Raw genomic sequence first — 25,770 nt, 5'->3', positions numbered from 1 at the left:
TCCGTCAGGGGCTCAGCCATGGGCCGCGCTCCAGTCGGACACGTCCTGCGCCTCCTCCTTCGGGAAGCGGAGCAGCGGCAGCAACTGCTCGCGGATGAGCGGCTCCCAGTGCAGCCGCTCCGACAGCGCCCAGCCCGTCGCGAGCAGGAGGCGGCCTTCGTGCGCGTCACGCGGAAGCCGCCGCACCACCTCCTCCGCCACGCGCTCCGCGGTGCGCAGCTCCGCTTCCCGCAGGACGCTCGCGGGCAGCGCCTTCCAGGTCTCCATCGAGTGCGCCAGGCCCGCGGCCCGAGCGTCCGCCACCGGGTCCGACACCACGAGGTTCGGATGCGCCGCCTCCGACAGCCCCTGCCGCTCGCACACCGCCTTCAGCGCACGCCGGGCGCCGCTGGCCCCAGAGATGACGCAGATGGCGCCGCAGCCCAGGGCCTCCAGCTGCGCCAGGCCATAGGACTCATACAGCGACTGCCCCAGGGACACGTCCGTGGCGCGGTGCAGGTCGTCCCGCGTGAAGTCCAGACCCGCGGGCCACGTGGGCTGGTTCACCAGCGCGATGTGCAGGCCCGTGTCCTTCGCGTTGAACGCGTCCACCCGTGTCTTCAGGGCGCGCAGGTTGTCGGACGGGTCCGCCTCGTTCCACTCCGTCACCATCATCAGCAGCGCGGGCTTGCGCTCCGGTGGCAGCAACGTGGCCAGGTGCTCGCACACGTCCACGTCGCGCCAGAGTCCCTTGCAGACCTCGTCCCGCGCGATGTGCGTGAGCAGCAGGCGGAAGTCCTTCCCCCACGCCTTGCGCGCATGGGCCAGCACCTTCGCGCGCGCGGCCTCCTTCGCGTCCCAGCCCGTCTCGATGGGCCGGTGCCCGTGGGGCACCACCGTCACCGGCTGGAGCGCATAGCGTTCATCCAGGAACCGCAGCTCGTCCGCCACGGACGCGCTCACCGCGCCCACGCGGTCGCACAGGTGGCCGTTGCGCAGGATTTGGAAGTTGGGCCAGGTGCTCACGGGGTACACCTGGTCCAGCGTCTTGCCCTGCTCCAGCCCCAGGCGCTGGATGTTGTAGAAGCGCGCGTCGGACGCGCCCTGCCCTGCCTCGCCGTACTCCACGAGCACGCGGGGCGTGCGCACCTCGCCCGCGTAGTACACGGTGCGGCACCAGCGCCGCCCGTCGAGCAGCGCCTTGTACGCGAGCGGCAGCGACAGGTGCTCCTGCGCCAGGATGACCGTCCCCGCCCCATCCTTCGGGCGCAGCCGCTCCAGCGCGTCGAAGACAGGCTCCGCGAGCACGATGGCCAGCATCGCGTCGTGGTCCAACGCGGGTGCGTCCAGGAGGCCGTGCCGGACCGCCTTGCGGAACAGGCGGTTGACCCAGGGCGCCGCGCCCAGCCGCGTGCCGAAGCGCTGGCGCCACACGCGCGACAGTCCCCGCCACGCCGCCGGACGCGGCCCCCGGCAGTCGAACGGGAGGTCCACCCCGAGCAGCGTGTGCAGCCGCGCGAGGAACTTCGGCAACGTTCCCATCCTCACCCGGTAGCCCCGGAGCACGTCCGTGAGGTCCACGAGCAGCACCTCCACCGGACCGCCCGGAGCGTCGCGCCGCCCGTAGACGAACGACACGTCGTGCTGCTCCTCCACCGGCCGGAAGACGCGCGCCCACCGCTCCGGGTTGTCCCGGCGCAGGCCGCTGTAGAACACCTCGCCGTGAGTCTCCAGGTCGCGAGCCAGCGACTCCTCCGGCGCGTAGCTCCCCAGGCCGCACGGCCGCACCGTGGGGCTCACCAGCAGCGTGCGCGGGAAGGCCTGCCGGTACTCGGGCGCGGACAGCAGGTGCTCCAGCACCACTCCCATCCCTCCCAGCGTGCGCGTGGCCTCATAGGAAAGGTGCACCAGCATCTCCCCCTCCGCCCAGGGCTCCCGCGTGCTCATGGCACCACCGTCCACACGCGCTCGGCCATTCCCCGGCCCGCGCCCAGCCGCCGCGCGTGCGACTCCACCGCGGGCAGCGTCTGGGGCTCCAACTGGCTCGCGTAGAAGGACAGTCCGCGCAGCTTCGCGGACCACAGCGTCGTCACGTCCAGGCACCGGGGCGACAGCCCGAGCGCCCACGCGTAGTCGACGATTTCGTCCTCCGGGTGGTGCGCGGAGTACGGCAGGTCCTCGTAGTAGACGACGTTGCGCTCTCCGCGCAGGGCCCGCACCGCGTCGCGCACCATCAAGTGGTCCGCGTGGCTGGAGATGCCCAGCGGCACGTAGCAGACCGCGTCCTGGGACACGCTCGCCAGCACCTCGTCCAGCGCCAGCAGCACGCGCGAGGCCAGCGCCGACCGCGCCTCCTCCGACTCCACGGGGCCGCCCGGTGGCGCGCGCAGGCTCGTGTCGCGGAAGCCCAGGTGCACCAGGTCCAACCCGTGCGCCCGAGCGAATCTCCGGTCCTCGCCCATCCGCAGCGACGTCACCGCCATGGCCCGCGACGGGTCCACCGGCAGCACGAACTCCCAGCAACTCTGGGAGAAGACCGTGACGAGCGTGGGCACGATGCCCCGGGGCACGTCGAGCAGGCTCGCGTACGCCCCCAGCGCCACGTCGTCCGGATGCGGGGAGAAGAAGACGTGCTCCGGCCCCTCGTTCCTTCCACTGCGCGCGCGCTCAGCCACGGGCGCCTCCCGCGAGCGGCGGCGCGGGCCACGCGTCCAGCGGCAGGTCGTGCAGGTCGCCCTCGGGCGTCACGAAGCCCAGGATGACCACGCGCTCACCGTCGTTGTGCACCGTGTGCCGGAACGCCCGCACCGGCGCGTCCAGCTCTCGCGTGAGCCCTTCGGAGAAGCGGCCGGAGGTGATGAGCCAGTGCCCTTCGTCATTGGGCATGAGGCGCGGCGTGTTCCCGTCCAGCCACACCAGCCCCGGCCGGGACTCGCCCAGGTTGAAGGTGAAGAAGCTCTTGTCCGAGTGCGGCTCCGACGCGTGCGCCACCACCTCCCGCCTGCGCCGAGCGGTGCTGGGCGCGTGGTACTTCACGAACCGCACCGCCCCTTCCGTGCGGCGGCGGAACAGCCGCGTGAGCCCCCCGGCGCGAAGGCCGTAGCCCAGCTCCAGCGCCTCCAGCAGCACGATGCCCACGGCGTGACAGGCGTCGTACGCGTCCTCCGAGGCCTCCAGGAGCTCCCGCACCGGCTCCGGCACCACGCGGCGGCGGAAGACCGTCCACGTCGCGGGCTTGGCCATGAAGGCCTCGATGGGCTGCCGCACCACCGGCGACTCCGGGTACCAGGTGGCGTTGTAGCCCGTCTCGAACACCGTCGCCGCGGGGAGGAGCGCGTGCAGGTACGGATGCGCCAGCAGCGCGTGCTGGAAGGTTGCCTCGTAGCGCTCGAACAGCCCCGCCAGGGCGTGGCGCTCCAGGAAGGCCGAGGGGCGCTCCAGGTAGAAGAAGCCGCGCTCCGACAGCTGGGTGACGAGGCGCCGCGCGAAGGACTCCCGCTGGCGCGGCGTCCCGGACACGAAGTCCTCCAGCTTGAGCGGCCGGATGCCCGCGAAGCGCTGGGGCTGACGGCGCACGAGGCCGTCCCGCGCGGAGGTGAAGGGTCTGGGTGGCAGGGACGGTGCCGGTGTCCGTGGCGCGGTGGCGGGCATGGGATGTCGGGTCGTCATGGGTGGGATTCAGGCTGGAACGTGTCGCAGGTTACGGGTGGCGTCTGACATGCGTGGATCCCCCCGGACCCGGACCCGGGTCCAATGCCTCTCAAACCCAGTCACCTCCCAGGTCGCCCGGCACACACGCGCCGTCACTCACGCGTGCGAGGGTCGCGCTCCGTGAACGGGGGGCCCAGGGCTCGCGTCTAATTCCTGTCCTGCCTCCGCATGCGAGACGTCTGATCATCACTCGCTCCGGCCGCGTGCGGGTTCACCGCCCGGCACGGCTGACGCGTCATGCAGCTCCGCTGACGTGTCACACGGCGACGAAGATGACGCTCCGTCGCGCGTCCAGGTGCGCGTCTCGTCCGGACAACCACGGCGCATGAGCGCGGCATGTCGCTTGCTGTCTCCCTCCGCACTTGTTCCAGGAGAATGCATGCGCTTCATGAGCGGAGTCGTCGTCGCGGTCGGTCTTCTCGGGTGCGGTGGTCCGGAGGCCGAGCAGGCCCCCTTCGAGACAGTGGGTCACACGGACCAGGAGATCGTGGGAGGCATCGAGGCCCGGCCGAACTCCCACCCCTGGATCGTCAGCCTGCAGCAGTACGGCAGCCATTTCTGCGGGGGCAGCCTGGTGCGAGTGGGCGACAAGGAGGAGAGCGACATCGTCATCACCGCGGCCCATTGCGTCTATGACGGTCTCGCCAACGCCACTGCGGTCGCCGGGGCGCATGACCTGTACAACCCCACGTCCACGCAAGTGACAGCCCGGGTGACGAAGGCCGTCTACCACCCGCAGTACAATCCGGACACGACGCTGAACGACATCGCCGTCCTCAAGCTCGACAAGCCCATCAAGTTCGACACGACCGTCGCCAGGGCTTGCGGCCAGTCCTCGGGCATGCGCCCCAACCTCGCCCCCACGCTCGCGGGCGGCAACACGCGCGTCCCTGTCTGCCTCCCCTCCTCCGGGGCGCGCGTCGCGGACAACACGATGGCGACGGTCGCGGGCTGGGGACTGACACGCGAGGGGGGTTACGACACGTCAAGCATCCTGCTGCAGGTGGGCGTCCCCGTCCTCAGGCATCAGGACGTCGCCAACAGCTACAGGTCACAAGGAATCAACATCGACGAAAACGCCATGCTCGGGGCTGGGTACAAGCAGGGGGGCAAGGACGCATGCCAGGGCGACAGCGGCGGGCCGCTCGTCGTCCAACGCCCCCAGGGCTACGTGCTCCAGGGCATCGTGAGCTTCGGGGTGGGCTGCGCGCGGGCAGGGCTGCCCGGCATCTACACGCGCGTCTCCAACTACATCCCGTGGATCAACACGCAGATCCGAACCCTCAGCGCCGTCAGGTAGGGCGCGCGGCAAGGGCTGCCTTCGCCAACTCCAGGTCCGTGTAGAGGCTCGCCTCGGGGATTCCCGCCTCCTTCAACTGACGAGCGGCGATGCGGTTGACCCACCACACCGTCCCCCCGGGACGCTGGTGAAACCGGGCGAAGCGCGGATAGAGCAGCGTCCCCATTCCCTCGAAGCCCGTCAGATCCATCAACAGCGGTGTTTCTGGGGGAGTCGCCGCGAAGAGCGAGTCCAGGGCCTCGGACGACAACGACGACAGCCTTCCGAAGAGACGAACTCGGCGCGGCGTCTCCTCGAAGACTTTCACGGGGAGCCCCGCATCCAGATAGCCGTGGATGCCTTCCAGAAACGTGATGCTGCCGGCCTCGCGAGCCAGCGAGGTCGCGAGCCGAAAGAGCGCCAGGACCAGGGCATGATGCCGGGGCGCATGGTGGGCGCCCGGGCTCCACGCGACGAAGCCGCGCGCTTCGCCTGAATGACGGAGGCGAAAATAGAGGCTGATTCCATCCATCCCGATGACGTCCGAGTCGGTCATCCCCAACGGATCCAGGCTCGCGACTTCATCGAGGAACTGGCGTCCTCGCTCCTGGGGAATGGGGACACACTCCGGGAGGGGCAGGCTCTCGCTGGCAATCACCAGGGTGCCGTGGGTTTCGCGGAAGATCGTGGCGAGGGCGCCCTTCTCGAAGAACGAGGGGCTGAGCTCGACGCCATGGAACGTCGCGGGATGCGGAGGCAGGTGCAGCCGGGGAACGTGCTTGTCCTCCTCCTCCACAATCACCTTGAACCCACAGGCCTCCGCCGCCGCACTGAGCTCGAGCATCTCCGGGTGCGAGAGTCTCCGCCCCGTCCACCCCGGCAGACCTCGATATTGGTCGCGCACACACTGAATCGACTCATTCGCGTGAACGGGGAGGATCTGCCGCAGGGAGGCCGCCTCTTTCAGCGTCAGTTCGGGCCCACGCCAGGGAATCTGGACGCGCCATCCAGACGCCGTCCCAGGGATGGGCGCACAGCAGGCAGCCGCCATGGCCTGGTCACATCGAAGGCAGGGTGTGAAGACGAGGCCACGCTCGAGGGTGGAACCCTCGAAGCCCCCTCCGCAGCGGGGGCAGGTCTGGCGCTCTTCCGGCTCGTCGGTCAACGCAAGCTCCACGTCGCGAGTGCGGCGGGAGGCCGACACGGTCCCTTATGATACGTGCCGTGTCACGGGCCGTCCGCCGCCAGGCGCCTGTCCCCCTTCGTCCCGGGTGAATGCATGTTCGTCGCTCTTGGAGTCCTTGCTGGCGCCGCCGTGCTGGTGCCCACCGCGCGCTGGTGGTTGATGCACCGGGTGGGCACACCCCGCGGTAGCGAGCCCTTCGACGGACACGTCTACCGGGTGGGCAAGGCCGTCATCGCCGAACGGCGCTGCGAGCAGCCCCGCGCCACGGTCATCGTCATGCACGGCTTCGTGGCGGACATGCGCTACTTCACGCACCACTACCGCGAGCCCGACCTCCAGCTCATCCTGCTGACGAGCTGCGACTACCACCTGCCCATCACCGACCCTCGCGAGCAACCCGCCCCCTGGGCGAAGGTGCCGGCCGAACCGGAGGGCACCATCTCCCATGACGCCGCGGTGCTGGTGCAGGCCCTGGAGCACCTGCCCCGGACGGACGTCGTGCGCGTCCATGGACATTCGCGCGGAGGCGCCGTGGTCCTGGAGGCCGCGAAGCTGCGGCCGGACCTGTTCGAACGGGTGGAGGTCGTGCTGGAGGCGCCCGTGCTCCCGCAGGCCCGCCCCTACCGGAGCCTGACGCCCTCGCAGCTCTGGCTGCTGCCGTTCCTCATCCCGCTGTGGCGGCTCGCGCCCATCGCGCGGCACAACCGGGGCGCATGGGGGCCGCTGGAGAATGCTCGCAAGCGCGAGCTCATCATGGCCTTCCCGTTCAACCCCAAGCGGGTGGCGACGATGATGGCCAACCTGCGGGACATCGAAGCCTGGAGTCAGGCTCGCGATGCGTCCCTGTTCGGCAACCTGCGGCGTGGCACGGTGCTCGTTCCGGGGAAGGACCGGGTGCTGGAGTCCGCGTCCATGCGCGAGAGCGCCGGGCGCGCGAAGCCGGGGCTCGACGTGGTGGAGCTGGACGGGTGCAGCCACTTCGTCCTGTGGGACCGCCCGGATGCGATGCCCTTGCTGGCGCACACACCCGAACGGTCCACCGGCGGCGATTGAGCTACGCGCTCTTGCGACGCCGCATCATCGCTTCGTACGAACGGCCCACGCCCTGGGAGAGGATGAGCAGCTCGCCCACGTCCGGCGGGGTGAACTGCTCCGCTCCGTTGTCCACGTAGAGCAGGTGGACCACCTTGCCGCGCACGAGCAGCGGCAGGATGACCGCCGTGGTGGGGAACCCGCCGCCGAGCAGTTGGTAGAACATGCCCATCGCCGCGTCGCGCTTCACTGGACCGACGTAGTGGGAGCGCAGGTCGCGCACGAGGCGGAAGGTGCTCTGGTCTCGCAGCGGCACGCCGATGCGGCGGACCCCTTCGTCGCTCACGCCCTGCCCCATGCCGTGCCAGCCGGTGACGAGGTTGCCCTGCACGGACAGCAGCAGGCACCGGCGCCACTTGCCCATGGCGAAGCGGAGCACCGTGCGGGCCACGTCCTCGCGGTCCGAGCTGCGCGCAAGCTCCGCCTGGGCCTCCGGGAACGTGAGCGGCGTGGGAGGGGGAGCCACCGGCTTCGCGGCCACGGGTGGGCTCGCGGCGGCGCCCGGCGGCATCGCGCCCGTCGCACTCGCCTGGGCCGCGACGTGCGCGGGGACACCCTGCGCACCCGCCTGGGCAGCCACATGCGCGGGGACACCTGCGGCGCCCGGCCCGCCACGCACCTGCGCCGCGGCCTGGGCGGGGACGCCCTGCGCTCCAGGCTGACCCGCGAGATGGGCAGGAACGCCTTGTGCTGCTCCGGGTTGCCCCGCGACGTGCGCGGGCACTCCCTGCTTCGCCGCGCCCTGCCCTGCCGGACTCGCGGCGGCACGGGCCATCTGCGCGGGCACTCCCTGCGCGGGGACGGACGGAGCGACGTGCGCGGGGATGTCGACTCGCGGCGGCGCGGCCGCTCCGGGACGCGGCTGCGCCGGCATCGCGGGCCGGCCCTGGGGCGGCGTGGCCACTGGAGACTCCACCACCTCCTCGCCAGTGATGATGATCTCCCCCTCCAGCACGTCCGCTTCCGCATCCGAGCCACCGCGCAGCGCCTGCGCGTAGACGGACTGGAACTCCTCCTCGCTCATCAGGTCCGGCGGCCGCTCCGCCGCCTTCGCCAGCTCCGCCGCCGCCGCGCCCTTCGCGGGCCTCGGGCGGACGGCGTTCATGTCGATGGCTCGCAGCTGCCGGAACGCCTTCGCGTGGCGCCGGAGCAGCTGGTTCATCCGGAACTCGGGGATGACCACCGGCACCACGCGCTTGCCCGTCTTGAACGCGATGGCGTCCAACGTCGTGAAGTCATGCGGGTTCAGCACCGCGACGCTCAACCGCGTCGCGTCCGCCCGCATGGGCAGGTACTCCTTGTCGTCCGCATCGTTGGGGTTCACCAGCGCCACGGCCTTCGGGTCGGGCACCATCTCCCCGGACGCGTAGGCGCAGTTGTGCAGCCTACCCAGCGCCTTGGACAGGTCCTGCTCGGACAGGAGACCCAGCTCCACCAGGTTCGTCCCCAGCCGGCCGCCGTGGACCACCTGGGACTCCAGCGCCTCCTCCAGCCCCGCCGCCGACACGAGGCCGTCCTTCACGAGCAATTCACCCAGGCGCATGGGGCCGCTTGTAGCCATGCCCCGTCACCCTCCGCAAGCACCCGGCCGGGCACGCGCCCCTAGTCGTCTGGATGGTGGCTCAGCCCCACCCGGTTGCCCTCCGGGTCCCTGACGTAGAGCGTCCAGCGCGTCTCGTGCTCCAGCGGCACGCCCGCGCGGGCCAAGGTCTCCACCACCCCACCCCGAGCCTCGCGGGCAATCCGGAACACGAGCATCAGCAGCCCCGGCGCCGGATGGCGGAACGGCTCCACCTCTGGAGTTCCGTCCACCGCCTCGATGGCCAGGAAGGCGCCCCCGGGGACGCCTACCCAGACGCTCCGCAGGGTGCCGTCCTCCCGCAGGTGGCGCTTGAGTTCCGGAAAGCCCAGCAGGTCGCGATAGAACGCCGTCACGCGCTCCACGTCCTTCGCTTGAATCGCCACGTGGTGGAAGCCCTGAACGTCCTTCATGGGGTTGATGGTAGGGTCTGCCGGCCCATGGCGCGACTGCTCATCGTGGAGGACAACCAGGAACTCGCCTCCCTCATCGCCACGGTCGCGGAGACCCGAGGCCATGAGGCGGTCACCGTCTTCACGGGTGAATCCGCGCTGGAGGCACTGGGTCCCCACTCGCGCTTCGACGCCGCGCTGGTGGACCTGCTGCTGCCGGACATCCGCGGCAGCGAGGTGCTGGGAGCCCTGCGCGCGCACGGCATCCCCGCCATCGCCGTCAGCGGTGTGTACAAGGGCGACCGCTTCGCCCAGGAGGCCACGCAGGTCCACGGCGCCTGCGCCTTCTTCGAGAAGCCCTTCGAACTGGACGGCGTGATCAACGCGCTGGAGGAGGCCGCGGGCGTGCCGCCCGTGACGCACGGGGAGCTGCTCGACGAGGTGGACCTGCTCGTCCTGGAGGAGCTGGTCCAGGAGACGCCCGCGGCGGATGAGCCCGCGCTCGAGTCCGTCCTCTCCCCTTCCGAGCCCACTGACTCCGGGCCCTCGGAAGAGCCCGCCGACGTGTCGGAGGCACTGCCCCTGCCCTTCGCGCAGCGTGGCGCCGTGTGGACGGAGGCCGCGCCCGCGCCCGTGCGTCAGCGGCGTCAGTTGCCGGAGTGGTCGCTCGGCGGAGACCTGGCGCACACGTCGGTGCCACGGCTGCTCAACGCCTATTACGAAGCGCGCCACCACGGCGAGCTGAAGCTGCGCCAGGGCACGGTGCTCAAGGTCGTCTACTTCGAGGCGGGCCGCGTGGTGTACGCCGCCTCCAACCTGGCCCCGGAGCGCTTCGGCCGCTTCTGCCTGCGCAAGGGCGCGCTCACGGAGGCGCAGCTCGCGGAGGCCGCGGGTTATGCGCGCGAGCACTCGCTGCGCACCGGTGACGCCCTGCTCAAGCGCGGCCTGCTGAGCCCCAAGCAGCGCCGTCAGCTGCTGGAGGAGCAGGTGAAGGACATCCTCTGGTCCACCTTCGCGTGGACGGAGGGCGGCTACGGCTTCAGCCCCATGCGGCCGCAGCGCGCGGACCTGGTGCCGCTGTCGCTCTTCCCCGGCGACCTCATCCTGGAGGGCGTCACGCGCACGGAGACGCTGGTGGCGCTGCGCCAGCGCATGGCGCCCGGACGCCGCCTGTTCCCCACCGCGGATCCGCCCTACGGCCTGCACGAGCTGAAGCTGGCGGGGCCCCAGGCGATGCTGCTCGCGTTCGCGGACGGCACGAAGACGGTGGAGGACCTGCTCGCCCTCACGGACCTGTCCGAGCGCGAGGCCCTGGCCACCCTGCGCGGCCTGGAGCTGTCCGGCGTGCTGGAGGAGCGTCAGCAGACGCCCAACCGCCGCCAGCGCATCAGCTTCGGGCTCTGACGCCCCGCCGGCGCCGCGCGGCCCACGCCAGCGCGCCCAACCCGAACGCCGTCACGCCCGAGCCTCCGCCGGAGCAGCCGCAGCCCGACGTGGAGGGAGGCGGAGGCTCCGTGTGCGACACCACGACCTCGCGCAGCGACGCAGTGCCCGAGAACTTCGGCGGATCCAGGAGCGCCGTGCGCACCACGTACGTGAGCTTCGCGGTCGAGCCCGCGGGCAGCGGCACCGGATCCACCGCGAAGTGCTGCGCGGACGCATCCACCGGCGTCATCGGCCGGCCATTCAACGTCACGCTCTGGGGCACCACCTGCGCGCCGGTGACGGTCTCCTGGTAGCGGATGGAGCTCACGTCGCAGGCGGTGTCGTTGCGCAGCGTCACCGTGACGCCCACCTGGCCGGAGTTGATGCCCTCCCCCGTCTCCGTGCGCCGCTCCACCGTCACGAAGGGCCGCGCGCCAATGCGCACCGTGTGCTCGCGCGCCGCCCCGCTGGCGCCCTCGCCCTCTGCTGACACCTTCAGGGTGACGAACTCACCCACCAGGGACTCCAGCTGCGTGTCCACCGTGGCCAGCGACGCCGAGTCATCCTGGGTGACGGGCGGCGCCAGCTCCGGTCCACCGGCAGGGTCCCACTTCAGTTTCACCGCCGAGCAGGCCCCCTCCGGAATCGTCTGGCGCAGCGTGCCCCGGGCGCCCTCGCCGCAGGTGGCGATGAGCTCACCGCTCAGCTCGCCCAGCACCACCTCGCGCGCCGGCCGGAGGAATTCCTTTGTCGCCTCCGGTGCCATGACGCCACCATCGGGCAGGGTCTCATGCACGCGCGCTCGCACGGTGTAGTTGGCGCTGGCGCACGTGGGGGGCAGGTCCAGCGCGAAGGCGCCTCCGCCTCCGGTGGCCGTCCACGTGTCGAACACCTTCTTGGGGTCGTCCCGGTCCTCCAGCGTCACCATCGTGGTGAGGAAACGCATGCCCGTGCAGTTGAGTGGCGGCACGCCCGTCAAGGACACGTGGCCGCGCAGCATGTGCTCCTCCGCCCGCTCCAGTTCCACCAGGGTCTTCATCGATTCCAGGGCCACCCAGCGCGGCTTCAGCGTGACTTCCACGTCGGCCGTGGGGCTGTCGAGGACGAAGCCCTCCACGGTGATGCGGTTGAAGGCACGCAGCTTCAGCTTCAGGGCCTCCACGCACGTCGCCCCGTCAAGCACCACGAAGTTGCCCTCGACGGGTTCCTGGTCCACGGGACGCTGGTCGTTCCCCTGGAAGGCCATCACCGTCGCGGCCGAGGGCTTCTCCAAGACCGACCAGAACGTCGACACCGGCGGCAGTCCTGGCGTTCCGGGAGAGCCTCCGCACACGTGGGTCGCCTGGGGAAGGAAAGCCGTTTTGGTCCAGACTTCACGCGAGGGGGCGGTAAACGGGACATCCGGAGGGCCCCATGGGTGGAGCCGCACCGTGACGGTCGTGGGCGAGGAGTCCCAGGTTCCATCGTTCGCCGTCACCGCGTAGGTGAAGGCGGCCGTGCCCGGCTTGCAGCGGTCCTCCCGGGTGGAAGGGGGTGTGAACGTGGCCACGCCCGCGGCCGTCGTGAGCTTGGGTGCCCCTGGGGGCTCCGTCCATGTGTAGCTGACGGGCGCGCAGCCGGTGGTGCCTCGCGTGGCGGTGAAGGTGGCGGAGGGTCCTCCCATGAAGAAGTCGTTGACCTCCGCATCCACCTGGGGCGCGCCAGGCTTGACGGCGCGGTTCACCACCAGCTTCACCTCCTTCGGCGTGTCGTGCGCGCGCAGGCCGTCGGAGGCCACCACGTGGAGGGACGATGTCTGGGGCGCGCAGCTGCCCGAGGGCGCGGTGAGCGTCAGCTTGAGCCCGCTGTCCTCCCGCGAGTCGAGCGGTGATTGGACGACGGTGATGGGACTGCCCGCTTCCACGGTGGCGGTCAGCCGCACGGCATCCCCGTCCGGGTCGCGCAGCCTGAGCTCCACGTTCTCTGTCTTGCCCTCGTCCACGGAGATGCTGTCGGGCAGGTCGCTCACGTCGGGCGGGCTCACGTTCTCGTAGATGAGGACGTTCCGCGCGGGCCCGTTGAGGATGGCGACGCAGTAGGACGCGTCCGCGCAGGCCATCTGCACCGCGGACTGGGTGATGCCCAGGGGCAGCTCCACGTTCTGTCTCCAGATCGAGCCCGGGGGCGAGGACGGAGCCACTGGCTCCGCGCTGTATGCCACCACCTTGCCGTCCGCTTGTTTGAGCAACAGCAGCCCGAAGCCCGTCCCCGCGATGGAGCCGCTCGCCGTGTCGAGCGCGAGCGCGTCGACCGAGCCGGGAGCCAGCGGGATGGGCGCGAACGGGTAGGCAGCCCCCCCGAGGGTCCCCCGGAACAGGCCCAGGTCGTTGCCGAAGAACGCAATCGGCTGGCCTGGCATCACGCCTGGCACGAGCGCGACGCCGTGGGCCCAGTTGGGAGGCGTGATGCCCGTGGCGACGTAGGACACCACGTCCGTGCCCCGGTACCAGAGGAAGTTCGCCTTGGTCGCGGACACGGAGAACAGCGCCTGCGGAACCCCGTCCGCCTGCGGGGGCAGCACCGCGAGCTGCGGCAGGGCGCTCAGGCCGGTCACCGGAGGCGTCAGGGTGCCCCACTCGGCTGAGCCTTCCTTCGGGAGCAGCGAGGTCCGGAACTGCGGAATCTGCAGGGGCAGCTCGGAGGCGACGGCGTAGCCCACGCCTCCGTCCGCCGTGGCGCGCACGGCGCGCACCTCGTAGTCATTGCCGTCATCGGGGAACAGGCGCTTGCCGTCATCCGCCTGAGAGCAACCGCCCACGCTCTGGAGCGTCCCGTCCAGACGGATGCCCACTACGCAGGCGGTGCCGCGCAGGAAGCTACCCGCCATGCCCACGTTCAGGGTCGTCACGACGCCGTCGCGCGACACATACAACTGGCCGTCGGTCGCCACGGCGAAGAAGCCGGGCCGGAAGACAGTCACGTCCCTCGGGGTTCCCCCCTGGGTCTCGATGTGGGTCCACTCCGCGCGAGCGACGCCCGCGCACAACCCCAGTCCCAGGAGGAGCCACCCGAATCGCACGTTCGTCATCCCTCTGCCCGGCGCCTACCAGGCCACTTCCGCCCGGAGATAGAGGCGATCCGGAGCATCCTCCGATTCGGCCTCCAGACCCAAGCCGCTGAACCCCAGGACCGTGTACCCCAGGGCCACCCGCAGGCGCTCGTCCAGCCGGTAAGCGACCTCTGGCCGGAGCGCCGTCAGGCCCTGATCGTCCGCCGCCGATGTACGCCGGGCGGCCTCCACCGCGACCTCCAGTCCACCCAGCAGCCGCACCGAGGGCCGCAGCGTGCCCGTCCATACCCAGCGCGAGGACTCGCCCAGGCTGGAGCGTCCGACGTGCAGGCCAGACGCCACGGAGAGCCGCTCGCCAAGCCGCACCGCCGGCATCAGCGACACCGTCTGGAGCACCCGGTCTCCGAAGGCGAAGCGGGCCCCCGGAGACAGCTCGCGCGTGAGGCCGTAGCGGGCCACCACCAGCCAGGGACCAGGCCGCCAGACGAGCGCCGCGAACCCTTGCGCGAACCGGGCCTCCAGCCCTTCCTGGCCCGCGGTGTGCGCGAAGTCCAACCGTCCGGAGGCCGTCACGTCCTTCATCAACTGGCCTTCCGCGGCCAGCGCCAGCACCACCTGGGTGCGGTCCACGGTGCCCGAGGCGCCACGCACGGGCGTGCCCTCTTCATGGCGCAGCTCGGCGCGCACGTCCGCGCGGAAGCGCTCGCGCAACCACTGCGCGGACACGCTGGCCACGTCGCGCGTGAGGTCGCTCTGGATGTCCAGCGGGCTGCGCACGCCGCGCTCGTAGCGGGCACCCGCGCTGAAGCCGCTCTGTCCCGCCGCCCACTGGAAGCCCACGGCGCGCGCCCGCCGCATCGCCATGGCGTCGTGCGCGCTCACGTCCTCCACGAACAAGGTGGTGCCATCCCCGACCTCCGTGCGAGCGCCCGTCACCGCGCGGCCCGCGCCGAAGTCCGGCCCGTCCACGTCCACGGAGTAGCCGCCGTAGTAGGTCTCGCGGCCGCGCTGCACGCGCGCATCCAGCCACGCCTGGGGGCCCAGCTCCGGGCCCCAACCGGCCTTCACGCCCACGGCGGCCGCGTCGTCCAGTTGCACCTCCACGCCCGCGGAGGTGAACGTGTCGTTCATCCGGCCCAGGCCTTCGCCGCGCTCGAGCAGCCGCTGCCGGTGCGCCGCGGACACGGTGAGGCGGGACGTCAGCACACGGGACACCGATACGCCCAGGGACGTCCGGCCGCCTTCGAGCGCGGGGCCCTCGCCGGGCACCTCCGTGGCACGCAGCCAGCTGTCGCGCAGCTCCAGGCGCACGCTTCCGTCGAAGCGCTCATAGGCCACGGCGGCGCCCAGCGTGCGGGCACCGAAGGGCGTGTCCTCGAAGGGCAGGCGCGGATCCGCCGAGCGCCGCTCGTCGCCCAGGAGCGTGATCGCCACCGGGCCCACGGGCTGCGTGGCGCGCAGGGACAGCTGCCGGAAGCGGGCCGCGTCCAGGTGCTCGCCATCGGAGAAGCCCCTCGAGCGCTCGCGCCACGCGGCGTCCACGGAGCCACCCTTCCCGGGGCCCAGCACGCCGGGGCCGCTCACGCGCAGGGTCACCGCGCCACCGTGGTCGTCCAGCGTGCCCACCGGGCGGGAGAAGGACAGGCCACCGTCGTCCGACACGCCGAAGACGGTGGGCTCCACCGCGATGCCCCGGCTGCTCGCGGCCTCGGCGAGGAGCGAGTATCCCCACAGCTTCGTCTGTCCCCGCCCCGACAGGAGTTGGAAGGGGGCTCCCAGCCGGCGCTCGCGCACGGCGGCCAGGGCGACGGTGGAGTCGCGCCAGCGCGCCCAGGCTTCGCCGCCCACCGAGTCGCGCGGATCCCCCGTGTGCAGCACGGCGTAGTCCACGACGAGCACCGGCGCCGGCGTCTCGGTGAGCGAGTCCGTGCGCAGGAGCGACGCGCCGATGAGGAACGACAGCGGGCGCGCGAGGAGGATGCGTCCCGCCAGGTAATCGATTTCGTAGTCGCGGCCCCGGATGAGGTGCTGTTCGCCCAGCGGCAAGCCGGTGACGCCGTCGCGCACCTCCACGCGAACCAGCTCGGAGCCCTCCGCCACGATGCCGCCGCCCAGGTAGTAGAGGCTGCCGCCGGTGGCCAGCAGCTCCTCGTGCGCGGGCGTCGCGGCCAGGCCGCGCGTGGGGTCCACGAGCCCGCCAGCGAAGGCGTCCAGCCCCACGCTCACGGGGCCCAGCTGTTCGCGCAGCTCCGCGTAGGGACCGAAGAGCGGGCGGTGGTAGCGGCCCACCTCGCGGTCCTGCAGGAGCGCGCGGTAGGTGCCGAAGCCCACGCGGCCGTACTGCTCGTGCCGCGCTTCCAGGCGCAGGCGACCCTCCGCGGGGTTGGGCGTGAGGGACACGGAATTGTCGCCCCACTCCGCCGGAGCGAGGTCGGGGTCGGGCCAGCGGTCGAAGCGCTCGGGCCTCCGGGGACGCAGCCAGTCCGCGAGCGGCGCGTCGTCCAGTTGGCGCAGGTCGGTGTCGGTGAGATCCAGCTCGCCCACCACCTGCACGGGCCCCAGTTGGACTTCTCCATGGACGGCACCGCGTCCCCGCAACCGGAAGCCACCGCCGGCCGGCGCGATGCTGGCCTCCACGTCGAGCAGTCCCACGACGAAGGGTTGGGCACGCGCTTCGACCGTCACGGTCACGGCGGTCCAGGACCGCTGCGGCGGAGCCATCGAGATGCGGACGGTGTTGCGTCCCGAGACGAGTCGCACGGGCAGGCGAACCTCGCCGTCGGGGCCCGCGAAGAGTTGGGTGTCAGGGGTCGTCACCTGGGTACCGGGGGCGACCTCCAAACGCAGGAACGTGTCTCCCGTGGGCAGGGGCATGTCCGGGGACAGCCCGCGCAGGGCGCCCAGGCGCTCCTTCGCGTGAGGGATGACGATCCAGCCGTGCTCACCGCGCCGAACCACGTCGAAGGATTGCTGGGAGAACTCCACCGCGCCGCCTGGCGAGGTGGTGGTGATGGCGACGACGTTCGAGCCCGGCGTTAGCAGCACGGTCGCGAGCCACGCGCCGGAGTCCTCCACGGTGGCGTCCACGTCGCCCGCGCGGACCCGGTCCCCGGGAGAGGCCTGGCCGCTGATGAGGAAGCGCAGCTTCCCGTGGTCCGCGGCGCGCGCTTCCGGGGGACGGCTCTGCTCGGAGGTGGGGTCCGCGCGCGGGGGCGTGGGTGGCGGACGCACGGCGAAGTCCTGGAGGGCAGCGGCGCCCCAGGGCACCTCCACGGTCGCGACGCGGGGGACCACCTGGCTGGACGTCGGCAGGCTGCGCGGATCCACCTTCAGCGCATGGCGGCCGGGGCGAAGGTGCGGGCCGCCGATGAGGTCCGGCACGCGCGAGTCCACGCCGGTGAGGTGGTAGCGGCCGAAGGCATCGGTGCGCACCTCGCGGCCGGTGGCCAGCACCAGGCGCACGTCCGCGAGCCCGGGTTCGTCGGGCCCACAGAGCCCGTCTCCGTCCACGTCCACGCAGACGCGCCCGGCGATGGTCGACGCCTGCGTCGGCAGGTCCGACGACAGCGACTGAGCGGACGCCACGGACGACAGCAGGAGCAGCGCGAGCAGGAAGCCCGCGGCGGTACCCGGAACCAAGGCCCTCGGCGACACCCCAGCCCTCAAGGCCGCACCTCTTCCACGGCCGTCACACCGGTGCGCACGTCCGCCACGGACACGCTCACGGGGCCCTTCGCGCCATGCACGGTGAAGCGCGTGAGCCCATCCTGCACGGACAGCTCACCCCGCTCGCCCTCGGACAGCGCGACGTGCACCGGGCGGTCCTTCAGCACCTGCCCGCTCGTGTCCTCCACCCAGCATGTCACCCGGGGGCCCTCCACGCGCACCCGCACGTTGACCGGCAGCGGCGGCGCCAGCTTCACCCGCCGCACGACAGGCGCGGGCACCAGCGGCTCGGACTCCGGGAACACCGGCCCCTGGGGGGCCAGCACGTGCACCGTGACGTCGAGCCCCGGCCACACGTCGTGCGACACGCGCACCTTGCCGGTCACCAGCCCGCCCACGAACACCGTCCCGTCCTCCCCCGTCACCCGCGCCGCGCCGTTCACCCGCAGCGGCTGACGGGGCACCGGCCAGCCCGCCAGGTCCACCACGCCCGCGACGAGTTCCGTGTCCTGCCGCCACACCGCGATCCGCGCGGGCTCCGTCCCGAGCGGACCGTACGCGCGCACCGTCACGTCCGCGTTCACTTGATACCCGTTCTCCGGCACGGTCCACGGGACCGTGAACGTGCCCGGAGGGGACTCCACCGACGGCCCCGCGGTCCACTCGGCCGGGGTCAGCACCACCTTCGCCTCCGGCCGGGGCTGCCCGGCCGCGTCCCGCGCCGCCACCACCACCCGCGCCACCGACCCCACGTGCACCACCGGCTCGGACAGCGACACCGTCACGTCGCGCACCGCGCCTTGCACCAGCTGCATCGGCAGCGACTCGCGCGATCCCGGGCCCCGCTGAGGCCAAGCCGCCTCGATGCGCTCATCCGCCGCGAGCGTGCGCGGCGCCGTGTAGCGCCACTCCAGCATGCCGTTCGCGTCGCGCACGGGCCCATCCAGCCGGCCGTGCTTCGCCTTCACCGTGACGCGCGCATCCGCGACGGGCTGCCCCTTCGGGTCACTCGTCGCGCACAGCAGCCGGGCCTGAGCCACGCCATCCGCGGGCAGCCGCTGCGGGTTGAGCACGCACGCCAGGCCATCCGTGGGCGGCAACTGGAGGTCGATGGCGATGCGCTCCACGTGGCCGGATTCGTCCTTCACCTCGCCCCGGGCGAGCGAGTAGCCGGGAGGCACCACCAGCGGCAGCACGAAGCGCCCTTGTGCATCCACCGGCACGGGGCCGAAGCGTTTGCCCGCCACCTCCAACGACACCTGGCCTCCGGGTTCGCTCTTGCCGGGCAGATTCACCGACGAAGCCAGCGGCACCAGCAGCCGCCCGTACGCCCCATGCACCGACTGTGGATGCGGCCACGCGGATAGCGCAACGAGGATGGCAGCCTCGGGCAGTCGCGTCGGAGGCAGCACATAGCGAGCGGTGTACGTGCCCGGCCCGGTGTGCTTGAGCCCCTCCAACTGCCCGGTGCTCGCGCGCAGTACCGGCGGCGCGCCGCTGTCATCTGGCGTCCCGTCCGGCCGCAGGCGCTTCACGGTGAGCGTCGCCTCCGTGTCGCGCCCCTTCACTGGCAGCGCGGGTTCCAGCGACAACGCCATGTGGCTCGCTGGCGGCCCCACGTCATAGCGGGCCTGGGCCTCCTCGCCGTCCCCCTTCACGCGCACCACCACCTCGCGCGCCTGGGCCTTCGGCACCACGACCCAGGTGCGCAGCGGTGGCGCGTCCGGTCCGGGCTTGAGCTCCGCGCCCTCCGCCGTCACAGACGACGGGGTGAACGCCACCAGACGGCCCCCTGCGTCCCGGCGCACCACCGCGACCGTGAAGCCCTCTGGAGGCACGGGCACGTCCGGACCGAGCAGCTCCAGCGAAGCCGCCCAGACCGGGGCACAAAGCAAGACCATCGCGGAGAGCAGGAGACGTTCCAGGGCTTCCCGACTCTACAAGGCCCTCCGCCGGGACTGCACCACTTTGCTGCCGCTGGCTGCGGAGAGGAGCCCGCTTTCAGCCCGGGGACGATTCCTCCACGCCGGCTCACCCACGAGGTGGGTCTTGCCTCACAGGATCTGGCGCTCCCCCCGGCGGATCAGGGCGGGGAGCGCCCATCGGTTCACCAGGGATTCTCGGTCTCGATGATCGGCCGCGTGTCCAGAACCAGTTCGCGCGTCTCCTCCTTGGGAGCGCCGCCCACCCCCACGGCGGTCACCTGAACGGCGTTGGAGCCTTCCTGGAGGTCAAGGTTGAGCGTGAACCCTCCGTCCGCGTCGGTGGGCACGATGACGCCGCCCATCATCACCCGGGCACCCGGATCCGCATGGCCGGTGACAGTGAGTTTCGCTTCACGGAGCTTCTTGCCCTTGGGCCACTCCATCTTCATGAACACGGAGCTGGGGATGGGATCCGGTGCGGTAGGGGCCTGACCGGGGCGGACGATGGACCGCTGGCCGGCGCGGACGATGACGTACTTGCCCTCCTTGCCGGTCAGCTTCACGTCGCCCTCCCGCGTGCCCACGCTCACGGTGCCCTTGCCGTTGTTGCTCATGGTGAAGGTACCCTGCGAGGTGCTGGCCTCCGCGTCGCCGTTCTTCGCCTTCAGGACGAAGGTATGGCGCACGTTGGAACGGCCTCGCACGGTGGCGGTGGCAAGGCCGCTGCTCAGCATCACCTTCGACAGCTCGTTCGAAATCTCCTCCACGGAGATCTCCGTCTCGGCCTCCATGCGCAGCTCCACGGACTCGCCGTTGAGCAGCACCGCCCAGGATCCGCGGCCGGTGCGCACCACGTCCGTGGGACGCAGCGCCATGTCCTTGCTGGCGGGCTCCCACGTCCCGGCCTCGCCGTGCTTCACGTCCACGGTTCCTTCGAAGGAGCTCAGCACCAGCTCCACGGCCTTCTTCGCCTCCGCATCCGTGACGACGCGGCGAGGTGGCTCGGACGGAGGCAGCGGCGCGGGAGGCTCCCGCAGGAAGACGAACCAGCCCACCGGCAGCGCGGCCAGGATGAGCACGAGCCCGATGAGGAACGGAGCCTGTCGCCTGTGGGATGGGGAAGCAGCCATGCGAAGGTCCTAGCTACCACACGCGGCGGGCTTCATGCCCGGGGCAGCACCACGGTGAACCGGGCTCCCTGCCCTTCTTCCGAGCGGACCTCCAGCGTCCCCCCGGCCTCCGTGACGATGCGCCACGCGACGCTCAGTCCCAGGCCCACATTGGACCAGATGTCCTTGGTGGTGAAGAAGGGCTCGAAGATGCGCGGCCGGATGTTCTCCGCGATGCCCCTGCCGGTGTCCTCCACCTCCAGGATGCACATCCCGTCGCGCTCGCCGGTGCGCAGGGTGAGCCGCTTCACCGGCGTCTTCAGCATCGCGGTGCGCGCGTTGGACAAGAGCGCCAGCACCACCTGAGACAGGTGCCCGGGGTCCGCCTTCACGCGAGGCACCTCCACGCTCAGCTCCGTCACCAGCTCGATGCCCTCCCCGCGCGTCTGGTTCTCCGTGAGGCTCAGCGCGTCGCGAACCACCGCGTTCAGGTCGATGGGCCGCAGGTCCGGGCGCTCGCGCTGCTGGGAGAAGCGCAGCAGGTTCTGGGTGATGTCCTTGCAGCGCTTGGCGCTCTGCTCGATCTTGCGCAGCGTTTCGAAGTCCACGTCATCCGCCTCGCGGTCCAGGAGCAGCAGCTGCACGTTGCCCAGGATGCCGGCCAGCGGGTTGTTGATTTCGTGCGCCACGCCCGCGCCCAGCTGGCCCACCGCCGCCAGCTTCTGCGCCTCCACCAGTTGCAGCTGCGCCGCGCGAAGGTCCGCCGTGGCCTCCTCCACCCGGACACGCAAATCGTCGTTCCAGCTCATCAGCCGCGAGCGAGACGCCTCCAGCTCAGCGCCCATGCGGTTGAAGGTGGACGCCAGCTCGCTCAACTCGTCCTGGCCCTCCACGCGAAGGCGGCGCTCCAGCTCTCCTCGGCCATAGGCCTCCGCGCCCTGCACCACGTCCGCGAGCCGCCGGTCCAGCCGCCGGGTGAAGAGCGCGCCCAGCGCCAGGAGCACCACCAGCGCGCCCGCCACGGACGCGAGCACCGTGGTGCGCAGCTCCCGCACGGGCGTCAGCGCCAGGGCCTCGTCCTCCGTCACGACGACGCCCATCTCCAGCGTGTTCACCCACGCCACGCTCACCCGGCGCGCGGGGTCCTTCAGCTGGAAGCTGCGCCCGCCTTCCGCGCCCAGGGCGGACTCCAGCGCGGTGCGAAGCTCCGGCTCCAGCGCCGCCATGCGACGAGCGGCCTGGGAGCTGGCCACGACGCGCCCCTCGGAGTCGACCACGTCCAGCCGCTGTCCTTCATTCGCGCGCCGCGCGAGCAGCGCCTCCAGCTGCGTGAAGACGAGCTCCGCGATGGCGTAGGGCGCGTCCTCGGAGGCCCCCAGCTTCACCGCCACCGCCACGGCGGCCACGCCCGAGCCCGGGTGCACATACGCGCTGCCCAGCGCCGCCTGGCCCTTGCCCCCGTCCCGGAAGTTCTCCACCGGCACCGCGTGCGCCAGCTGACGGACGTTCGCGGCGTCGAAGGCGGGATGGCGCTCCAACGGCTCCGCGCTCCGGAACACGGCGGGCCCCAGGGGCTGCCCGTTCGCGTCCGCCTGGATGACCGCGCTCACCGAGGTGGACTGGCCATACAGGAGCATCAGCATGCCGCGCACCTCTTCGGGCGTGGCGCGCTCCCAGGGCAAGAGCTCCGCGGAGCGAGCGAGGCCGTTGACGACCTCCATCAGGCTCGCCTCCACGGCCTCGGCGGTGGCTGATGCGAGCGCGCGCTGCTGCTCGTCGATGCGCTGGGCCAGCGCGTGCTCCGAGCGCGACAGCAGCAGGAAGCCGACGATGGCCAGGGGCAGCACCGTCGCGGCGAGCATGAAGAGGACGAGCTGCTGGTAGAGCCTCATCCGGTGACGGACCGGACCACGCGCTCTAAGTCGCTGCGCAGGAAGACAGAGCCGGGAATCGCCTTGGCCCGCTTCTTCATGTCCGCGGCCCGACGCGCCAGCTCCGCGTGGTCATGCGCCACGCCGTCCGTCATCACCGCCACCACGGACACGCTCATGATGGGGAACTCGCGCTTCTCCCCGAAGCGGTCCTCCGCCTCGATGTGGCCGCGCTCCCGGTCCTGCCGGTCGTAGTAGAGCGGGATGATGCGGTCGAACTGCTCGATGGCCCGCTGGCACACCCGGTCCACGGACTCCACGGAGGTGATGAAGACGAAGTCGTCGCCGGCCACGTGGCCCAGGAAGTCCCCCGGGACGCCTTCCTGCTGGAAGACCTCCCGCATCAGGTCGCCCGTCTGGCGCACCACGCCGTCCGCCTTCGCGAAGCCGTAGTAGTCGTTGTAGGCCTTGAGGTTGTCCAGGTCCAGGTAGCAGAACGCGAACGGCTGGCGCGCGGCCAACCGGCGCTGCACCTCCCGCTCGATGGCGGTGGAGCCCGGCAGCTGCGTGGTGGGCGACGAGGACAGCTCCTGCTCCTTGCGCCGCAGCATGCTCTCCACGCGCGCGCCCAGCTCCAGCGCGTCGAAGGGCTTGGTGATGTAGTCGTCTCCGCCCAGCTTCAGCGCGCGGACCTTGGACGACGTCTCCGTGCGAGCGGAGATGAAGATGACGGAGATGTGGCCACTGGCGCGCTCGGCCTTGATCTCCTCCAGGAACGCGAACCCGTCGCCGTCCGGCAGCGTGACGTCCAGCAGCACCGCGTCCGGCCTGCGCTCGCGCAGGGAACGCCGGCCCTCCTCCACGGTGTGCGCGACGCCGACCTCGAAGCCCAGGCCCTCCAGGACCTCGCGGCAGATGGAGGCGATCTTCGCGTCGTCATCCACCACCAGCACGCGACCGTGCTGTGCCCCGGCGCGGCCCCGCGCCAGCGAGTCCACCGTGGCCAGCAGCTTGTCGCCAGCCAGGGGGCGCACGAGGAACGCGTCCGCGCCGGCACGGAAGGCGCGCTGGCGCTCGTCGAACGCGGAGGTGAGCAGCAGCGGCGCGCGGCGCGTCTCCGGATCATTCCGGAGGATCTCCGCCAGGCGCAGGCCGTCCACGTCCGGCAGCCGCACCGACACCAGCACCACGTCCGGGTGGAGGTTGCGAGCGGCGGAGAGTCCTTCTTCCGCGGAGCCCGCCAGGCGCACGCGGTAGCCCCGGGCGCCGAGCAGCGCCTTCATGATGTGGCCCACCTCGGGCTCACCCTCGATGATGAGCACCTTGCCGCGCGAGTCCGCGCGGATGGGCTGCGGCGACGGCAGGAGCGTGTCCACGGTCGCCTGCGACAGCACATCCTGGGGCGGCTCCGTGGGGAGCACGGCGATGAAGCGCACGCCGTTGTGGGACGGCTCGGACCAGATGCGTCCGCCGTGGGCCTCCACGATGTTGCGGCAGATGGGCAGGCCCAGGCCGGTGCCGCGCACGGTGCGGTTCGCCTGGGTGCGGGCCTGCTCGAAGCGGTCGAAGATGCGCTCCAGGCTCTCTTCCGGAATGGGGTCGCCACTGTTCCAGCAGGAGAGCACCACGTAGCCGGGCAGGCTGGACGTGGCGCGCAGCTCCACGCGCACCTCGCCGCCGTCCGGCGTGAACTTCACCGCGTTGTTGAGCAGGTTGTTGAGCACCTGGTTCACGCGGTTGGGGTCCACCATGGCGCGCAGCGGGTGCTGCGGCAGCAGGGGCACCACGCGGATGCGCTTCTCCGCGAAGGCGGGCCCGTACTTCTCCACCACCCGCTGGACGAGCTCCTCCAGGTAGATGCGCTCGAAGCTCATCTTCAGCCGGCCCTGCGCGTACTTCGACAGGTCCAGCAGGTCATCCACGATGCTGTTGAGCTTCTCCGCGGAGTCCTTGGCCAGCGACAGGTAGCGGTGCTGCCGCTCGTTGATGTCCCCGGCCATCCGGTTGAGCACCAGGTCCAGGGCGCCGGTGATGGAGGTGAGCGGCGTGCGCAGCTCGTGGCTCACCATGGAGACGAAGGTGTCCTTGCGCTCCTCCAGCCGCTTCTGGTCGGTGATGTCGCGCAGCACCACGCACACGCCGCGCAGGGTTCCGCGCGCGTCGTTGACGGGCGTCACGGTGGTCTGCACGGTGCGCTCGAAGAGCTTCACGTCCTCGCGCAGCACCTGGTGGCCGCTGTACTCCAGGTTGCGGACCAGCTGGAACGGCTGGAAGCCCAGGCGCTCCTCCAGGAGCCGGTTGGAGGGCCCCTCCCCTTCCTCCCCCGCGTGCAGGATGCGACGGGCCGCGGGGTTCATCACCACGATGTCGTTCTTCTCGTCGGTGAGCACCACGCCGTCCGCCATGGACGCGACCATGCGCTCCATGCGGTGGCGGGCCTCTTCCTCCGCGGAGCGCAGCGACTGGATGGCGTCCGCCGTCTGGTTGGCGAGCACGTCCAGCAAGAGCCCGTCGTCCTCCGTGAACGCGTCCGCGCGGTGGGAGAACAGCGACAGCATGCCCACGGGCTTCCCAGCGGCGGTGAGGTTCACCGTGAGCTGGTTGGGGTAGACGACGGGGGACGCGGAGTCCTTGGTGGTGGTGCCGGTGACGCGGGTGATGACCCGGTCCTCCGGCAGCGTCAGTCCGCTGCTCTTGCGGTACGCGCCGAGCATGGACTCCTTGACGCCCAGCAGCGCCTCTTCGCCCACGTTGCCCACGCAGCGCAGGCGCAGCGTGGCGCCCCGCTGCCCGTCCGGCGCGATGAGGGCCGCGCCGCAGTCGTACGGCAGCACGCGGGCCACGGCGGTGAGCACGCGGTCGATGATGGCGTCGTAGCTGGCCGGGTCGTTCGCGCTGGCGCGGCTGACCTCATAGAGGACGAAGAGGGCCTCCACCCGCTGGTGCAGCTGGCGGATGAGCTTCTCCTTGTCCTTCTTGAGCTGCGCGAACTCCACCGCGTTCTTCACGGTGATGAGCAGGTCGTTCACGTCCCAGGGCTTGGTGACGTAGCGGTACACCTGGCCCTGGTTGATGGCCGCGATGATGTCCTGCGGATCCGTGTAGGCGGTGAGCAGCAACGTGGTGACGTCGAGGCCCTCCGCCCTGGCGGCGTTGACCAGGTCGATGCCTGTCATCTCCGGCATGCGCTGGTCCGTGACGAGCACGTCCACGGACTCAGTACGCAGGATTTCCAGGGCTGCCTTGCCGTGGGGAGCGGTGAGGACGCGGTAACGTCGCTGGAACATCCGGCTGAGGATGTCCAGGACGTCGGCCTCGTCATCGACGAAGAGCAGCGTGTGGCGGAGGTCGGACACGGCGGCGCCAAGTGTACGCCGAGATCAACGCACCTCCTCAAGCCGCGAGAAGGTCGGGCGGGGGGCAGCACGGCGGGTATGGGTGGGGGTACTGAACAGATTGACTCTACACGTATGTTCAGGGAGCATGGGGCACTGAAATTCTGTTGCC

General features: G+C 71.2%; 15 protein-coding genes. 3 read left to right on the top strand and 12 right to left on the bottom strand.

Going from position 1 to position 25,770, the window contains the following annotated elements; translation table 11 throughout:
* Nucleotides 1-12 precede the first annotated feature (12 nt).
* Genes D7Y04_RS19710 through D7Y04_RS19700 form a run of 3 tightly spaced genes read right to left on the bottom strand, consistent with a single transcriptional unit; the run spans nucleotide 13 to nucleotide 3,648 of the window.
* The gene (locus D7Y04_RS19710) at nucleotides 13-1,926 is read right to left on the bottom strand and encodes a hypothetical protein (protein ID WP_121760313.1); all 1,914 of its coding nucleotides are present in this window, start codon (nucleotides 1,924-1,926) and stop codon (nucleotides 13-15) included.
* Nucleotides 1,923-2,654, bottom strand: a complete 732-nt coding sequence (locus D7Y04_RS19705; protein ID WP_120594434.1) for a PIG-L deacetylase family protein — start codon at nucleotides 2,652-2,654, stop codon at nucleotides 1,923-1,925. Before D7Y04_RS19705 ends, D7Y04_RS19710 begins: the two co-directional genes overlap by 4 nt.
* On the bottom strand, nucleotides 2,647-3,648 hold the full coding sequence (locus D7Y04_RS19700) for a hypothetical protein (RefSeq protein WP_147477142.1): 1,002 nt from the start codon (nucleotides 3,646-3,648) through the stop codon (nucleotides 2,647-2,649). Before D7Y04_RS19700 ends, D7Y04_RS19705 begins: the two co-directional genes overlap by 8 nt.
* Before the next feature lie 421 nt (nucleotides 3,649-4,069).
* Here D7Y04_RS19700 and D7Y04_RS19695 point away from each other — a divergent pair, with 421 nt between their 5' ends.
* A complete protein-coding gene (locus tag D7Y04_RS19695) occupies nucleotides 4,070-4,990 on the top strand; it encodes a serine protease (protein WP_120594432.1) in 921 nt (306 codons plus the stop codon).
* Here D7Y04_RS19695 and D7Y04_RS19690 read toward each other — a convergent pair.
* Nucleotides 4,983-5,813 carry a hypothetical protein gene (locus D7Y04_RS19690; RefSeq protein ID WP_121760311.1) on the bottom strand — a complete coding sequence of 277 codons (831 nt, stop codon included), beginning with the start codon at nucleotides 5,811-5,813 and terminating at the stop codon, nucleotides 4,983-4,985. The two genes, D7Y04_RS19695 and D7Y04_RS19690, sit on opposite strands and share 8 nt — an antisense overlap.
* 435 nt (nucleotides 5,814-6,248) lie before the next feature.
* Between D7Y04_RS19690 and D7Y04_RS19685 the strand changes: the two genes are divergently transcribed.
* Nucleotides 6,249-7,208 carry an alpha/beta fold hydrolase gene (locus D7Y04_RS19685; protein ID WP_121760310.1) on the top strand — a complete coding sequence of 320 codons (960 nt, stop codon included), beginning with the start codon at nucleotides 6,249-6,251 and terminating at the stop codon, nucleotides 7,206-7,208.
* 1 nt (nucleotide 7,209) lies between these two features.
* Here the strand turns inward: D7Y04_RS19685 and D7Y04_RS19680 are convergent, their stop codons facing one another.
* Complete coding sequence (locus D7Y04_RS19680; RefSeq protein WP_120594429.1) at nucleotides 7,210-8,790, bottom strand: general secretion pathway protein GspE; 1,581 nt, start codon at nucleotides 8,788-8,790, stop codon at nucleotides 7,210-7,212.
* Between the two features lie 59 nt (nucleotides 8,791-8,849).
* The gene (locus tag D7Y04_RS19675) at nucleotides 8,850-9,239 is read right to left on the bottom strand and encodes a VOC family protein (RefSeq protein ID WP_121760309.1); all 390 of its coding nucleotides are present in this window, start codon (nucleotides 9,237-9,239) and stop codon (nucleotides 8,850-8,852) included.
* A gap of 27 nt (nucleotides 9,240-9,266) precedes the next feature.
* Here D7Y04_RS19675 and D7Y04_RS19670 point away from each other — a divergent pair, with 27 nt between their 5' ends.
* Nucleotides 9,267-10,622, top strand: a complete 1,356-nt coding sequence (locus tag D7Y04_RS19670) for a response regulator (protein WP_120594427.1) — start codon at nucleotides 9,267-9,269, stop codon at nucleotides 10,620-10,622.
* Here D7Y04_RS19670 and D7Y04_RS19665 read toward each other — a convergent pair.
* The 6 genes from D7Y04_RS19665 to D7Y04_RS19640 all read right to left on the bottom strand — a co-directional run bounded on the left by D7Y04_RS19665 (nucleotide 10,606) and on the right by D7Y04_RS19640 (nucleotide 25,619).
* Nucleotides 10,606-13,710, bottom strand: a complete 3,105-nt coding sequence (locus tag D7Y04_RS19665) for a PKD domain-containing protein (RefSeq protein WP_121760308.1) — start codon at nucleotides 13,708-13,710, stop codon at nucleotides 10,606-10,608. The two genes, D7Y04_RS19670 and D7Y04_RS19665, sit on opposite strands and share 17 nt — an antisense overlap.
* A gap of 15 nt (nucleotides 13,711-13,725) precedes the next feature.
* Nucleotides 13,726-17,346, bottom strand: coding sequence for a flagellar motor protein (locus D7Y04_RS19660; RefSeq protein WP_233601506.1), 3,621 nt, complete (start codon nucleotides 17,344-17,346; stop codon nucleotides 13,726-13,728).
* Nucleotides 17,347-17,354: 8 nt separating this feature from the next.
* On the bottom strand, nucleotides 17,355-19,259 hold the full coding sequence (locus tag D7Y04_RS19655) for a hypothetical protein (RefSeq protein WP_121760307.1): 1,905 nt from the start codon (nucleotides 19,257-19,259) through the stop codon (nucleotides 17,355-17,357).
* A gap of 206 nt (nucleotides 19,260-19,465) precedes the next feature.
* Nucleotides 19,466-20,413 carry a FecR domain-containing protein gene (locus D7Y04_RS19650; protein WP_121760306.1) on the bottom strand — a complete coding sequence of 316 codons (948 nt, stop codon included), beginning with the start codon at nucleotides 20,411-20,413 and terminating at the stop codon, nucleotides 19,466-19,468.
* Nucleotides 20,414-20,445: 32 nt separating this feature from the next.
* Nucleotides 20,446-22,284, bottom strand: coding sequence for a sensor histidine kinase (locus tag D7Y04_RS19645; protein WP_121760305.1), 1,839 nt, complete (start codon nucleotides 22,282-22,284; stop codon nucleotides 20,446-20,448).
* Nucleotides 22,281-25,619, bottom strand: a complete 3,339-nt coding sequence (locus D7Y04_RS19640; protein WP_121760304.1) for a response regulator — start codon at nucleotides 25,617-25,619, stop codon at nucleotides 22,281-22,283. The genes D7Y04_RS19645 and D7Y04_RS19640 overlap by 4 nt, the downstream gene beginning before the upstream one ends.
* Nucleotides 25,620-25,770: the final 151 nt, after the last annotated feature.

The sequence above is a fragment of the Corallococcus sp. AB038B genome (assembly GCF_003668955.1).
GTDB lineage: Bacteria > Myxococcota > Myxococcia > Myxococcales > Myxococcaceae > Corallococcus > Corallococcus exiguus.
The sequence above is the reverse complement of the archived record's forward strand: the minus strand, read 5'-3'. Positions and strand labels throughout refer to the sequence as shown.

Bases quoted from the DNA above. Each gene is read 5' to 3' on its own strand.
- D7Y04_RS19710 (WP_121760313.1), bottom strand. From the start codon at position 1,926: ATGAGCACGCGGGAGCCCTGGGCGGAGGGGGAGATGCTGGTGCACCTT.
- D7Y04_RS19700 (WP_147477142.1), bottom strand. From the start codon at position 3,648: ATGACGACCCGACATCCCATGCCCGCCACCGCGCCACGGACACCGGCA.
- D7Y04_RS19695 (WP_120594432.1), top strand. From the start codon at position 4,070: ATGCGCTTCATGAGCGGAGTCGTCGTCGCGGTCGGTCTTCTCGGGTGC.
- D7Y04_RS19690 (WP_121760311.1), bottom strand. From the start codon at position 5,813: ATGCTCGAGCTCAGTGCGGCGGCGGAGGCCTGTGGGTTCAAGGTGATT.
- D7Y04_RS19685 (WP_121760310.1), top strand. From the start codon at position 6,249: ATGTTCGTCGCTCTTGGAGTCCTTGCTGGCGCCGCCGTGCTGGTGCCC.
- D7Y04_RS19680 (WP_120594429.1), bottom strand. From the start codon at position 8,790: ATGCGCCTGGGTGAATTGCTCGTGAAGGACGGCCTCGTGTCGGCGGCG.
- D7Y04_RS19675 (WP_121760309.1), bottom strand. From the start codon at position 9,239: ATGAAGGACGTTCAGGGCTTCCACCACGTGGCGATTCAAGCGAAGGAC.
- D7Y04_RS19670 (WP_120594427.1), top strand. From the start codon at position 9,267: ATGGCGCGACTGCTCATCGTGGAGGACAACCAGGAACTCGCCTCCCTC.
- D7Y04_RS19665 (WP_121760308.1), bottom strand. From the start codon at position 13,710: ATGACGAACGTGCGATTCGGGTGGCTCCTCCTGGGACTGGGGTTGTGC.
- D7Y04_RS19655 (WP_121760307.1), bottom strand. From the start codon at position 19,259: ATGGTCTTGCTTTGTGCCCCGGTCTGGGCGGCTTCGCTGGAGCTGCTC.
- D7Y04_RS19650 (WP_121760306.1), bottom strand. From the start codon at position 20,413: ATGGCTGCTTCCCCATCCCACAGGCGACAGGCTCCGTTCCTCATCGGG.
- D7Y04_RS19645 (WP_121760305.1), bottom strand. From the start codon at position 22,284: ATGAGGCTCTACCAGCAGCTCGTCCTCTTCATGCTCGCCGCGACGGTG.